Here is a 13,591-nt window from a genome sequence, read left to right on the forward strand (position 1 = left end):
GGGGGAGTCGGATGCGGTAATAACGTTTTAATGCATCGTGGTCGATGCGATCAAGGCTGTCAAGGTCCGGCGGCAGAAGTGCTGCAAATACCTGCAAATATCGCCGTCTGCTGCTATCGTGACGTTTTAATAGCACCCTCGTTCTCAGTACCGGAAGGACCCGAACGTTGTCGGCAGTCGGCATCCGCGAGGTAGCGGCGCAGTCCCAGGTCTCACCTGGGACGGTGTCCAACTTCCTGAACCATCCGGACAAGGTGGCGCCCGAGACTGCGGCCAGGATCCGAGCGGCGATTGCCGCTCTCGGGTATGTGGGCAACAGTGCGGCTCGGCAGCTCCGGATCGGTGCCAGCACCACCATCGCTCATCTCGCTCTGGAGGTCGGGACGCCCGGTTTCGCGGACTTCGCCCAAGGGGTCGAGGAGCGAGCCAGCGAGATCGGCTACTCCGTGCTGATCGCGAACAGTGGTGGTTCCACCGCCCGCGAGGCCTCGTACCTCGACCTGTTCGAGTCCCAGCGGGTTCGGGGGATTCTCCTCTCCGCCGTCGGTGCGCACACCGATCGGGTGGTTCGGCTCGCCGAGCGAGGTATCCCGACCGTAGCGGTGGGGCGGCGCGCGGACACCGCGACCTGCTCGTCGGTCTCCATCGATGACGAGGAAGGGGGCCGGCTCGCCGTCGAGCACCTCCTCCAGATCGGCTGTCGTCGGATCATGGTGATCGGTGGTCCGTTCGATATCGAGACCATCGCTGATCGTCTCGAGGGTGCACAACAGGCCGTCTCGGCCGTCTCCGGCGCCGAGATCGAAATCGTCGAGGTCGGCGCTCGGTCGATCACCGCCGGCCGTGCGGCCGGGGAGATGCTCCGGAGCCGTCCGGCCGAGGATCGGCCGGACGGGGTCTTCGCCGTCAATGACCTGCTTGCCGTCGGGATCCTGCACGCTCTGACCGAGGAGGGGAGCGTGCGCGTGCCGGAGGATGTAGCGCTGGTCGGATATGGCGACATCGAGTTCGCCGCGGACGCGGTCATCCCGCTCACCTCCATCCGACGCCAGTCCGACATGTTCGGACGCACTGCACTGGACCTGCTGCACCAGGAGATCGCTCAGGGGCCAGGCGGGCGGCACCACCGCGTGGCGTTCCACCCCGAACTGGTCGTCCGGCAGAGCACGGTCGGCCGCACGGGAGAACAGCCGGGGGTGTCGAACCGGTGACGACCAGTACCGAAGAGCGCCGACCCAATGTCCTGCTCATCCTTGCCGACGACCTCGGCTTCTCCGACCTCGGATGCTACGGCGCCGAGATCCGTACCCCGCACCTGGACGCCCTGGCGGAGAACGGTGTGCGGATGTCGCAGTTCTGCAACACGGCTCGGTGCTCACCGGCCCGCGCCTCGTTGCTCACCGGACTGCACCCGCACCAGACCGGGATCGGGATTCTCACCGGTGACAGCGGGCCGGCCGGTTACCCAGGCACGCTGAACGACCGATGCGTCACCATGGCCGAGGTGCTGCGCGAGCACGGCTACGTCACTGCGATGCGCGGGAAGTGGCATCTCTCCGCGCAGATGCACATACCGGACGACGCCTGGCCCACCCGCCGGGGTTTCGACTCCTTCGTCGGTACGCTCGCCGGCGCCGCGGACTACTACCAGCCCGCCACGCTGACCCGCGACGAGATCCCTGAACCGCCACCGGAAGCCGGCTTCTATTACACGACGGAGCTGGGCCGGCAGGCCGCGGAGTTCGTGCACGAGCACTCTGCGAACCACGCCGACCGGCCCTTCTTCCTCTACCTCCCTTTCACTGCCCCGCACTGGCCATTGCACGCGCCCGAGGATGTGGTTGCCACGTACCGGAGCGTGTACGACGACGGGTGGGACGAGGCGCGGCAACGCCGCTACGACCGACTCATCGAGCTCGGTCTGATCGACGGTTCCTGGCCCCTCAGTGAACGCGACGACGGCGTGGTGGCCTGGGACGAGGTGGCCGACCGGGAGTGGCAGGCGCGGCGGATGGAGGTCTACGCCGCCCAGGTCGAGCTGATGGATGCCGCCATCGGGACCGTGATCGAGGAGATCCGCGCGGCCGGCGAGCTGGACGATACCCTCGTGCTCTTCCTCAGCGACAACGGTGGTTGCGCCGAGGAGATCCCGCTCGCCTGGGTGGACGAGCTGAGCAGGAAGCCGCTGCACGCTCCGGAGCGGACATTGGGTGGTGCGCGGGTCCGCCGCGGGAACGACCCGGCCGTGCGGCCCGGCGGGCCGGAGACCTTCGCCTCCTACGGCCGGCCCTGGGCGAACGTCTCGAACGCCCCGTTCCGGGAGTACAAGCACTGGGTGCACGAGGGAGGGATCGCGACCCCGTTCATCGCGCATTGGCCGGCCGGGGAACTGCGCGTGGGTATCGACCACGACCCGCATTTTCTGCCGGATGTGCTCGCCACGGTCCTCGAGGCCACGGGGGCCGAGTATCCGCGGACCTATCCGGGGCGCGACCTGCTCCCGTTGGAGGGGGTCTCGATGCTGGAATCATGGCGTGGGGAACCTGCGCCGGAGCGGCCGCTGTGCTTCGAGCACGAGGGGAACGCTGCCCTCCGCCACGGCCGGTGGAAACTGGTGCGCAAGTACGGCGGCGACTGGGAGCTGTATGACCTCATCCGCGACCGGACCGAGGTGAACGACCTGGCCGGTGCGCACCCCGATCGGGTGGAGCAGATGGCCCGCACGTGGCAGGAATGGGCCGACCGCTGCGGGGTGCGCCCACGGGATGCGTTGCTGGCCGCGCAGGAGCGAGCAGGGATGGTCCCGGCCGGGCACGTCAGCGACGACCTCCGCTCCAGCCGCCGGGTACCCCGGGCCTGACGCCACATATACCGGCACCGTCCCACACGCCCGAGAACACGTGCAGCTGCCGCTCGCTGGAGTGCCACAGGAAGTCGTCGACGAGGGGGTCGTCGGAGCGGACGGCCTGCGCCCCGCCGTCGCAGGCGGCAGGTCATGCACACCACGATCCGGCAGGCACCTGCGGCACTCGTGCAGTCCTCAACCTTTCGCGCGTGAGTAGGGAAGGAGTCCCACTCAAGGTTCCACCGGCCAGTATTGGCGCGTAAGAGGTAGCGTTGAGGATCCGTGAGAGGTAGCGCATCAATGCCGTGAACAGTAGCGTAGATGCAGGGAGTGTCTGCCTCGCACGTTCGATCGTGAGCTCGACGAGCTGTTGCCGGTCGCGCCAGCCATCGCGCTCGACGGTCCCAAAGGTGTCGGGAAGACCGACACGGCGAGGCGCCGGTCGGATGCCGTCTGGTACTTGGACGACCCCGCCCAACGAGAGGTCGCGCGTGCAGACTTCGAGCTTGCGTCGTCGCCGGACGGAACTCTCCTGCTCGACGAGTGGCAGAGGCTCCCGCAGGTCTGGGACTCGGTGCGGCGCCGCGTCGACGCCGGGGCCGCTCCGGGTCGGTTCCTGCTGACCGGCTCGGCGACCCCAGAGACGCCGGCGGGGACGCATAGCGGAGCAGGCCGGATCCTGTCGTTGCGGATGCGGCCGATGGGTCTGCACGAACGTGGCCTGGTGACACCCACGGTGTCACTGTCGGCCCTCCTTGCTGGCCGGGCCGAGCCGGTCGAAGGCACCACGACGTTCGCGTTGCCCGATTATGCGGACGCTGTGGTCGATAGCGGCCTTCCCGGGATCATGGCAGCGTCACCGCGTTTGCGTCGCGGCCTCCTCGATGCCTATCTCCACCGTGTCATCGATCGTGACCTGCCCGATCAGGGCTTCCAGGTACGACGGCCGCAGACCCTTCAACGGTGGTTGTCGGCGTATGCGGCAGCCACATCGACCACGACCGCTTACTCGAAGATCCTTGACGCGACCACCGCGGGTGACGGCTCCCAGCCTGCCAAGACGACGATTGCGTACCGCGACCACCTCAGTCAGCTCTGGCTGCTCGATCCGGTCCCCGGGTGGATTCCCGCCAACAACCCGATCCGACGGCTTCAGCAGGCGTCCAAGCACCAGTTGGCCGATCCGGCGCTGGCAGCGCGACTGCTCAACCTCTCGGCCACGGCGCTGCTCGGGGCGACAGGATCGCACATGGCGGGTCCGCTCTTCGAGGCTCTCGTGACCTTGGGTGTTCGGGTGATCGCACAGGCAGCCGAGGCGAGGGTGAGTCATCTCCGGCTGCTCGGAGGAGATCGCGAGGTCGACCTGGTCGTGGAGGGGATCGATGGTCAGGTGCTCGGGATCGAGGTCAAGCTGGCACCGGAGGTGACCGGGTCTGACGTACGGCACCTGACGTGGTTGCGTGAGCAGATTCCTGACCGGGTCGTGGACCTCATGGTGATCACGACCGGGAAGAACGCTTACCGCCGAGCCGACGGTGTCGCGGTGGTGCCGCTGGCTCTGCTGGGCCCATGAGCGTGCAGAGTAGTGGCTGGCCAGCCCTGTCTAGCCGATGCGCACCGTGCCGACCGGGTCGCCGGCTGCCGGGTGGTCCTCGGGCACCGGCTGCCAGGCGGCATTGGCACCGTCGGCGCGATCCCACTGCTGACCTGCCACGCTCACCTCGGAGACCCCGGTGAGCTCCGCCGTCATGACGGCCCAGGAGGCCACGGCCCAGGCCGACCGTCCCGGCTCGGCACCCCCGAGCGGGGTGACGTCGATACGCAGGTGCGTTGCGCCGTCGTGCTCCTCCTGCTCGGCAGCGAGGCTGGGCAGGTCCAGGGCCAGGCGTTCCTGCACAGCCTCGGGCATCTCGGCCCGCTCCACCTCGGTGGCTGCACCGAGCCGGCACACCACGGATGCTTCGCTGTAGCCGGTGAGACCAGAGGCGAACAGGCGCGCCAGCGTCTCGTGCTGGGCGTAGGCGTCCGGGAAGCCGGAGCGCTGCACCTCCTGCGCAGCCACCGTGATCTCCATGTCCTGGTAGCCGTCCACCTGGACGAGCGCGTCGTAGAAGGCGTTCGTGGCGTAGTGGGGGTCCTGCACCTGCTCCTCGGTGCCCCAGCCCTGCGACGGGCGCTGCTGGAAGATGCCGAGCGAGTCGCGGTCGCCGTAGTCGATGTTGCGGATCTTCGACTCCTGCATCGCCGTGGCCAGGGCGATGGTGAGTGCCCGGGCGGGGAGCCCTCGCTCCGTGGTGATCGCTGCGATCAGTGCCGCATTCCCGGCCTGTTCCGGGTCCAGCGCGGCCGCGGTCTCGGCGTCGGCCGAGGCGATACACCGCTGCACGATCGGCGGCCCTGACCGGCCGACATGGTTCCACACCAGCACCCCGGCGGTGATCACCAGGGCCAATGCTCCGAGCAACGCGACAGCCCGCCGCAGCGGGCTTTTCCGACGCCGCCGGCTACTGGGCATGCAGCGCGGAGTTCAGCTGGATCCCCGCGCCGCTGCGTTCGATGGCCTCGACCACACCGGTGGTGGAGTTCCGCCGGAACAGCAGGTTCGGCGTGCCGGAGAGGTCGCGAGCGCTGACTACCTGACCCTCGCCAAGGGTGATCTTCGTGCCCGCGGTCACGTACAGGCCGGCTTCCACCACGCAGTCGTCGCCGAGGGAGATGCCGATCCCGGCGTTCGCGCCGAGCAGGCAGCGGGCACCGATGGAGATCTTGTGGCTACCGCCCCCGGAGAGGGTGCCCATGATGGAGGCACCGCCGCCGATGTCGGACCCATCCGCGACCACCACACCTTGGGAGATCCGGCCCTCCACCATGGAGGCACCGAGGGTGCCGGCGTTGAAGTTCACGAACCCCTCGTGCATCACCGTGGTGCCCTCGGCGAGGTGAGCACCCAGGCGCACCCGGTCGGCATCGGCGACGCGCACCCCGGAGGGGACGACGTAGTCGGTCATCCGGGGGAACTTGTCCACCCCGTAGACGGTCACGGTGGCGCCCTTGTGCGCGGCCCGGAGCGAGAGCCGCGTCTTCTCGAAGTTGGCGACGGCGCACGGGCCGGCCGAGGTCCACACCACGTTCGGCAGCACGGCGAACAGGCCGTCCAGGTTGATGCTGTTCGGCTGCACGAGCCGGTGGGAGAGCAGGTGCAGCCGCAGGTAGGCGTCCGCGGTGTCGGTGGGGGCGGCGTCCAGGTCGATGGTGCGGTGCTCGACCACCTGGCGGGTCTTGCGCGCCGTATCGGTCACGGCCAGGGACGCGAGATCGGCGGGCACGCCGTACGGTCCGGTGCTCTGCGCCGGCTGGTCACCCAGGGCCGGGCTCGGGTACCAGATGTCGAGCATCTGATCCTCGGCGGTGAGTGTGGCGAGTCCGATTCCCCAGGCAGTGCGTGTCATGGCTCCAGCGTACCGACCGCTGTCGGCCCGGCGGACCCGGTGGCGCCGATACCGCCGGCGCGACTCACACAGTGCGTGGTCCGGTGTGCCCGGCCCCGAGTGCGCTCACCCGGGCGATCAGCTCGCGGTCCGCGGTGGCCACGACCACGGGCTCCGCACCGGTCTCCCGCAGCGCCCGTACCTGGGCGACGATCTCGTCATCCCCCTCCCCGGGCGCTGCCACCACGCGTACCCGCTCCCCGGCTCCCGCAGCCCGCGCCGCTCCCTCGGTGACCAGCACGATGTCCGGCCACCAGAGGTCGCCGGGCAGGCCGAGGACGGCCGAGGGGACGCCGTCGAGAACCGCTTTCTCCAGGCGTGCCAGCAGCCGGCGGGTGGCTCCTGCGCGGTCCTTCCACCACCCGTCCGGACGGGAGCCGACCACGTTCGCCGCATCCACCACGAGGGTGGGGCGCTGCGTGAGCATGTGCTGAAGTCTGGGCCAGGCGTCAGCGAAGGCAGGCAACAGGGGCAGTCGCTCCACGTCGGCGGCGTTCACCCACTCGATCGCGGCGCTCTCGGCGTCGGTGGGTCGGGCGGTGAGTGGGCCGGTGGCGCGGGCGAGCACCGTGGTGTAGCTCCAGTCGGGATGGGTGAGCACCGAGGTGGCCAGTGGGGCGAGGGCATCGCCGTCCACGCCGGCCTCCTCGATCGCCTCCCGGACCGCCCCCTCCCAGGCGCTCTCGCCGGGCCGCAGGGCCCCGCCGGGAACGCCCCAGGTGTCGCCGTGGTGGGTCCAGGTGGCCCGGTGCTGCAGGAGCACCCGCCCGACGGCGTCGCTCCTGTTCCCGCTCCCGTCACCGTCGTCCAGGATCAGCAGGCCGGCCGCGCCGCTGCGCCCCCAATGGCGAGCGCCGCATCCGCACTCCACCCAGCTTTCCCAGGGCCCCTCGGGTCGCCAGTCGGCCGGGCGGCGGCTGGGATCGGGCTGGTCGGGCACGTGGTCAGCCTACGGCGGAGTCCGTGGCCGGACCTATCCCACCGCCGTCCCGCCCACCGTTCCCACCGGGGGTGAGCTGGGCGTCGGTAGGCCGCGATTCGGTGAAGTTGACGTCGATTATCGGCGCATCACCGACGTCAACTTCACCCCCGGTGACGTGGCGGGCGGTGACGTGGCCTGCAGCGAGGGGCGGGATGTGGGGGAGTGCGGCGGTGGATCCGCAGGTCAGTCGCCGCTCTCGGGCATCTCGTCGATCTGGCAGATCACCGTGCCGGAGCTGACCGTCTGCCCCACGGCCGCGCTCAGCCCGTGCACGCGCCCGGCCCGGTGGGCCACCAGCGGCTGCTCCATCTTCATCGCCTCGAGGACCACCACCAGGTCCCCCTCGGCGACCAGTTCTCCGTCGGCCACGGCGACCTTCACGATGGTGCCCTGCATCGGTGAGGCGAGCGAGTTGCCTCCGGCGGGAGCCCCGGCGGAACGCCCGTTGCGGCGACTCGGCCGGCTGGTGCGACGTCCGCGGCCTCCGCCGGCACCGCCGATGCTCAACCCTGCGGGCAGCACGACCTCCAGGCGCTTACCACCGACCTCCACCACGACACGCTCGACCCCACCCTCGGGCTCGGCCGGCGGGGCCGCCGGAGCTGCCGGCGCCTCCGGTGCGCGACCGGCCGCGAGCCGTGCCGCGAACTCGTTCTCGATCCAGGTGGTGTAGACCCGGAAGTTCTCGAGCTGGTCGGCGGCGAACTCCTCGTCGGCGAGCACGGCACGGAAGAAGGGGAGCACGGTCGGGATGCCGACCACCTCGGTCTCGCCGATCGCACGCCGGGCCCGCTGTAGTGCTTCGGTGCGCGTGGCGCCGGTGACGATCACCTTGGCGAGCATCGAGTCGAAGGCACCGGAGATGGTGTCCCCGGCCACCACCCCGGAGTCCACCCGCACCCCGGGACCGGCGGGCCAGCGCAGCGTGGAGATGGTGCCTGGAGCCGGAAGGAAGTTGTGGTGCGGGTCCTCGCCGTTGATGCGGAACTCGAAGGAGTGGCCACGGGTGGTCACCTCGGTGTACCCGAGCTCCTCGCCCGCAGCGATCCGGAACTGCTCACGTACCAGGTCGATCCCGGCGACCTCCTCGGTGACGCAGTGCTCCACCTGCAGGCGTGTGTTCACCTCGAGGAAGGAGATGGTGCCGTCGGTACCGATGAGGAACTCGCAGGTGCCGGCGCCGCGGTAGCCGGCCTCTTCCAGGATCGCGATCGAGGACTCTCGCAGCTGGGCATCCTGCTCGGGCGTGAGGAACGGCGCGGGCGCCTCCTCCACGAGCTTCTGGTGACGGCGCTGGAGTGTGCAGTCGCGGGTGGAGACGACCACCACGGTGCCGTGATTGTCGGCCAGGCACTGGGTCTCCACGTGCCGGGGGCGGTCCAGGAACCGCTCCACGAAGCACTCGCCGCGGCCGAACGCCGCGGTGGCCTCGCGCACGGCCGACTCGAACATGCCGTCGATCTCGTCGGCAGTGCGGGCCACCTTGAGCCCGCGGCCACCGCCACCGAAGGCCGCCTTGATCGCGATGGGCAGGCCGTGCTCGGCGGCGAAGGCGTGCACCTCGCTCGCGTCCGAGACCGGGTCCGGGGTGCCGGCCACCAACGGTGCGCCGGCGCGCTGGGCGATGTGCCGGGCGCTGACCTTGTCCCCGAGGGCGTCGATGGCGTCCGGCGGGGGGCCGATCCAGGTGAGGCCCGCGGCGATCACCGCGCGAGCGAACTCCGCGTTCTCGGAGAGGAACCCGTATCCGGGGTGCACCGCGTCCGCCCCGGAACGGCGGGCAACATCGAGGATCTTGCCCATGTCGAGATAGGTCTCGGCGGCGCGGGATCCGTGCAGGGCGAACGCCTCATCGGTGAGGAGCACGTGCTGGGCGTCCCGGTCCGAGTCCGCATAGACACCGACCGAGGTCAGACCGGCGTCACGGCAGGCACGGGCCACCCGGACGGCGATCTCGCCACGGTTGGCGATGAGCACTTTGCCGGGCGGGTGGGGTGATACGTCCGGCGCTGCGCTCGTCGACATGCACTCTCCTCTAGGTCCTCGCACTGCCGCGGCCCTGGAGCGGCCGCGACGGTTCACGCTAGTACGCCGGGTTCGTCCTACCCAACCACCGCACCGGTTCGCCCGGAAGTCTGTTCGCCCCAGCAACCGGCTCGGCACTTGTTTGTAGATATCCCACAAATCGACGCCATGAACCGCAGGTTCTGTGCCTCGACCATAGTCCGAGCCGCACAAAGGCGACGTCTGCTGTTGGTCATCAGGTCTTTACCTGCGCGCCGCGCCCCTCGCGCGTGACCCGCTCAGCGCACCCGTGGCTCGGGCAGCGGTGGCCCGCTCGCCGCCGGGTTCGACTCGAGCCGGCCCAGCGCCTCGGCGATCGCCCGATCCAGCTGCGGGTCGTCCTCGGCGAACAGGTCGGCCGGTGTGTGCTGCACCTCGATGTCCGGATCGACCCCGTAGTTCTCCACGCCCCACCCCTTGCCGGCCAGCCAGGTCGCGTATCGAGGCTGGGTCACGCTGGTTCCGTCCACCAGGTCGTAGCGTCCGTCGATACCGATCACTCCGCCCCAGGTGCGCACGCCCACGACCGGGCCCAGCTCGAGTGCCTGAGCGGCAGCATTGACGATGTCACCGTCGGAGCCGGAGAACTCGTTCGCCACCAGTACCACCGGCCCGCGCGGTGCCGCGTCCGGATAGCTCATCGGCTCGTCCTCGTGCCTCGCGGTGCCCCAGCCGACCACCCGCGCGGCCAATTTGGCTACCACGAGCTGGCTGGTGTGCCCGCCACGGTTGTAGCGAACATCGGCGACGATGCCCTCAGCACGGCTGGCCACCCGCAAGTCGCGGTGCAGCTGCGCCCACCCGTTGCTCATCATGTCCGGCACGTGCAGGTAGCCGAGCCGTCCGCCACTGCGGGCACGGACGTACTCCCGGCGGGAGCGCACCCAGTCCTGGTACCGCAGCACTTCCTCGCTCGCGAGCGGCACCACCACCACGCGGCGGTCCTCGGTGCCGCGCCGCAAGGTCAGCTCCACCGGTTTGTCCGCCGCGCCTACCAGCAGCGGGCCCGGTCCGGCTGCCACGTCCACCGACTGGCCGTCCACGGCCACCACCAGGTCCCCGACCGCCGCGTCCACCCCGGCCGCACGCAGCGGCGAACGAGCCTGCGGGTCGCTCGACTCCCCGGGCAGGATCCGGGTGATCTGCCAGCCGGAGTCGGTGCGGGCCAGGTCGGCTCCGAGCAGCCCCAGCCGACGGGCGGCTCGGTCCCGGTCGCCGTTCTCGGCGGGGATCACATAGGCGTGCGAGGTGTTCAGCTCGCCGACCGTCTCCCAGAGCAGGTCCACGAGCTCGTCGTGGCTGCGTACCTGGTCCACCACCGGTCGCCACCGATCCACGACGGCGTCCCAGTCCACGCCGTTCATGTCCTCGCGCCAGTAGTGGTCGGCCATCAGGCGGGTGGTCTCGTTGAACATCTGCCGCCACTCGGCGGTCGGGTTCATCGGCACCCGCAGCCGGCTCAGGTCCACGGTGACCACGCCCGGGTCCTCGTCCTCGGGCTTGCGCGTGGCGGGCGTGACCGTGACGGTGGGCGTTTCGTTGCCGTTGCTGTGCAGGACGACCAGCTGGATGCCGTCCCCGCTGACTGTGTAGGAGGTGGCCTTGTCCACGATGGTGGTCAGGGTGCGTTCGGCGAAGGACCACCGGTGGATCGCGTCGGCGGCGGGCTCACCCTCCACGCCGGCGCGCCGGGTGCCGAGCACGCCGGCGTCGTCCGTCTCGGCGATCCACACCACGCCACCGTCGACCACCCGCAGGTCCCGGTACCGCGCGGACGGCACCGGGAAGGGGGTGATCCGTTCCTCCGCACCCTCGGCGTCCACGTCCGGACTGGCAGGTGCTGGCTGCTCGCCGTCGGCCCCGGCGTTCGCCGAACCGGAGCTCGAGTCCGGGGCGATCGGCCGGCCGGTCAGGCTCGGGCCGAACGGTGCGGCCTCGCGCGCCGCGAGGGGGATGAGCCAGGGCCGGGTGGCCCCGGAGAACGCGAGCGCGAAGGCGTGCGCGTCGTACTGCGGGTCGAAGGTGCGGTCCGAGAGGAACACCACGTGCTTGCCGTCGGAGGTGATCGCGGGGCACCGGTCGTGGAACTGGCCGGAGGTGAGCGCCACGGGTGCGGCCTCGCCAGCCGTGTCCAGCAGCATCACCCGGTGGCAGCCGGACTCGCCGTCGGTCGGCTCGGACCAGACCAGGTAGCGCCCGTCGGGAGAGAACGACGGCGTGAGCGACTCACCGAACGCGGATCGGGTGACGTCCCGGACCAGGGGCTGCCCGCCGCCGTCGGCCAGCGTGATCAACCGGACCCACCCATCGTGGGAGATCGCCGCCAGGCGAGCACCGGCCGGGTCGGCGGCCAGGTGGAGTACCCGGCCGAGCCGACCGGCGAGCATCCGCTGCGGGGGTGCGGAACCGTCCGTGCTGTGCACCTCGAGGGCGTCGGGCCCGGCCGCATCGGTGACCACGGCGACCCTGCCGGTGCGGCCCAGCACCACCGGTTCACGGGTGCGCACGGCGGCATCGCCCACGAGGGTGCGGGCCGGGCCGTCCCGGTGTGCCAACCAGGCGGCCTTGCCGCGCCAGGTCACCACACTGTGATCACCGGTGTGGTCCACAGCCAGCGCATCCAGCCGCGTCACGGGCGTGCTGACGGCGGCCGGTGCGGTGCCAGGGAGCGTCACCTGCACCCGCCGAGCCTCGCCGTCGAGGCTCTCCAACAGCCACAGGCGACCGCGGGAGTGCCAAGCGAGCCGGGCGCCGTCGGTGCTCGCATCGCGCACGTACCCCGCCTCGGGGCCCTGATGGGTGAGCTGGCGCGGCGCGCCAGCGGTGTCGGCCGCGTCGGCTGTGAGTGCGTCCCACACCCACAGGTTCGCCTGCGCCTCGGTGCGGTCGGGGAACGCCGCGGCCCGGTCAGAGGTGAACAGCAGCCGGTCGCCGACCCACAGGGGGTCCACCATCCCGGCATGCTCCTCGGGCAGCAGCCGCTGCCAGGAGCCGTCGTCGAAGAGCCAGAGCCGAGATGCAGTCCCGCCGCGATACCGCTTCCACATCGCCGGACCGCGGGCGTTGAACGTGCTCAGCGCGATCGCGCCACCCGGGTGCAGGGCAAGCCCGGAGGCGGCGCCGATGGTGAGTCGTTCGGTGTCGCCGTCGATCCGGACCGCCTTGACCACCGTGTGCCGGATGCTCGCCTCACCGGCGTTCGAGGCCACCAGGATCGTCTCGGCGTCCCGCCAGCCGAGCACGATCGTGACAGTGCCGGCCCACCAGGTCAGCCGCCGGGACTGGCCGGTCTCGACGTCGGCCACCATCAGCTCGGGATGGCCGTCGCGCGTGGAGACGAAGGCCACGTGCAGCCCGTCCGGGGAGAACCGGGGCCGCCGCACCGGGGCGGAGTCGTGGGTGAGCCGCCAGGCGCGGCCGCCATCGGTCGGGGCCAGCCACACGTCGTCAGCGGCGACGAAGGTGACCAGATCGGCGTGCAGATGCGGATCGCGCAGGTATCCAGACGTCATCGACTCACCGTAGCCCCGGGTGCCGACGTCCGGTCAGGCCTTTTTCACGGCCTGCCGGTCCCAGAGATCCACCCAGGCCACACCGAGATCGGCGAGCATCGTGCGCAGCAGCGGCAGGCTCAGGCCCACCACCCCGTGCGGGTCGCCCTCGACCCCGGTCACGAAAGCGCCACCGAGCCCGTCGATCGTGAACGCACCGGCCACCGACAGCGGCTCACCGGTGGCCACGTAGGCGTGGATCTCGGCGTCGGTGAGGTTCGCGAAATGCACCGTAGTGCTGGACACCGCCGACGCCGTGGCACCGGTCTCCACGCAGATCAGGTGGTGCCCAGTGTGCAGCTCCCCGGTGCGGCCCCGCATCCGCCGCCACCGGTCCCGAGCCCGCTCGGCGGTGTGCGGCTTGCCGAGGCCCTCGCCGTCCAGCTCGAGCAACGAGTCGCTCCCCAGCACGAGGGCGCCGCGACCGGCGCGCCCGAGGTCGGTGGACGCGACCGCCTCGGCCTTGGCGGCAGCGAGCAGCGCCACCCCGTCGGGGACGGGCAGCGCTGCCACACCCGCGGTAGCCGCCGCGTCGGCGAGGATCGCCTCCTCGTCGACGTCGGCGGGCCGGATGTCGGGCTCCACCCCGGCCGAGCGGAGCAGGGCCGCTCGGGCCGGGGAGGCGGACGCGAGGATCAGGGTCGGTGCAGACACGGGGCCG

The 13,591-nt window shown here is 70.7% G+C and carries 9 protein-coding genes; 3 read left to right on the top strand and 6 right to left on the bottom strand.

Going from position 1 to position 13,591, the window contains the following annotated elements:
- Positions 1 to 167: 167 nt before the first annotated feature.
- The 3 genes from BLU77_RS19980 to BLU77_RS19990 all read left to right on the top strand — a co-directional run bounded on the left by BLU77_RS19980 (position 168) and on the right by BLU77_RS19990 (position 4,418).
- Entirely contained in the window at positions 168 to 1,211 is a 1,044-nt protein-coding gene (locus BLU77_RS19980) for a LacI family DNA-binding transcriptional regulator (protein ID WP_089775060.1), read from the top strand.
- Positions 1,208 to 2,860: an arylsulfatase gene (locus BLU77_RS19985; RefSeq protein ID WP_089775062.1), complete on the top strand. Its 1,653-nt coding sequence runs from the start codon at positions 1,208 to 1,210 to the stop codon at positions 2,858 to 2,860. The genes BLU77_RS19980 and BLU77_RS19985 overlap by 4 nt, the downstream gene beginning before the upstream one ends.
- A gap of 355 nt (positions 2,861 to 3,215) precedes the next feature.
- Entirely contained in the window at positions 3,216 to 4,418 is a 1,203-nt protein-coding gene (locus BLU77_RS19990) for an ATP-binding protein (RefSeq protein ID WP_342741480.1), read from the top strand.
- Between the two features lie 30 nt (positions 4,419 to 4,448).
- Here BLU77_RS19990 and BLU77_RS19995 read toward each other — a convergent pair whose 3' ends face one another.
- The 6 genes from BLU77_RS19995 to BLU77_RS20020 all read right to left on the bottom strand — a co-directional run bounded on the left by BLU77_RS19995 (position 4,449) and on the right by BLU77_RS20020 (position 13,584).
- Entirely contained in the window at positions 4,449 to 5,360 is a 912-nt protein-coding gene (locus BLU77_RS19995) for a hypothetical protein (RefSeq protein ID WP_089775066.1), read from the bottom strand.
- Positions 5,350 to 6,294 carry a 2,3,4,5-tetrahydropyridine-2,6-dicarboxylate N-succinyltransferase gene (dapD, locus tag BLU77_RS20000; protein WP_089775068.1) on the bottom strand — a complete coding sequence of 315 codons (945 nt, stop codon included), beginning with the start codon at positions 6,292 to 6,294 and terminating at the stop codon, positions 5,350 to 5,352. The genes BLU77_RS19995 and dapD overlap by 11 nt, the downstream gene beginning before the upstream one ends.
- 64 nt (positions 6,295 to 6,358) lie before the next feature.
- Positions 6,359 to 7,273, bottom strand: a complete 915-nt coding sequence (locus BLU77_RS20005; protein WP_089775070.1) for an NUDIX domain-containing protein — start codon at positions 7,271 to 7,273, stop codon at positions 6,359 to 6,361.
- 225 nt (positions 7,274 to 7,498) lie between these two features.
- Positions 7,499 to 9,340, bottom strand: coding sequence for an ATP-binding protein (locus BLU77_RS20010; protein WP_089775071.1), 1,842 nt, complete (start codon positions 9,338 to 9,340; stop codon positions 7,499 to 7,501).
- Between the two features lie 278 nt (positions 9,341 to 9,618).
- Positions 9,619 to 12,891, bottom strand: a complete 3,273-nt coding sequence (locus BLU77_RS20015; protein ID WP_089775073.1) for a S41 family peptidase — start codon at positions 12,889 to 12,891, stop codon at positions 9,619 to 9,621.
- A gap of 33 nt (positions 12,892 to 12,924) precedes the next feature.
- Positions 12,925 to 13,584: a Maf family protein gene (locus BLU77_RS20020; protein ID WP_089775075.1), complete on the bottom strand. Its 660-nt coding sequence runs from the start codon at positions 13,582 to 13,584 to the stop codon at positions 12,925 to 12,927.
- Positions 13,585 to 13,591: the final 7 nt, after the last annotated feature.

Origin of the sequence: Ruania alba, from assembly GCF_900105765.1 — a bacterium.
In the GTDB taxonomy this organism is placed as follows: Bacteria; Actinomycetota; Actinomycetes; order Actinomycetales; family Beutenbergiaceae; genus Ruania; species Ruania alba.

What these genes read in the sequence shown, in the direction of transcription:
- BLU77_RS20015 (WP_089775073.1), bottom strand. Translation starts at nt 12,891, where the DNA reads ATGACGTCTGGATACCTGCGCGATCCGCATCTGCACGCCGATCTGGTC.
- BLU77_RS19995 (WP_089775066.1), bottom strand. Translation starts at nt 5,360, where the DNA reads ATGCCCAGTAGCCGGCGGCGTCGGAAAAGCCCGCTGCGGCGGGCTGTC.
- BLU77_RS20010 (WP_089775071.1), bottom strand. Translation starts at nt 9,340, where the DNA reads ATGTCGACGAGCGCAGCGCCGGACGTATCACCCCACCCGCCCGGCAAA.
- dapD (WP_089775068.1), bottom strand. Translation starts at nt 6,294, where the DNA reads ATGACACGCACTGCCTGGGGAATCGGACTCGCCACACTCACCGCCGAG.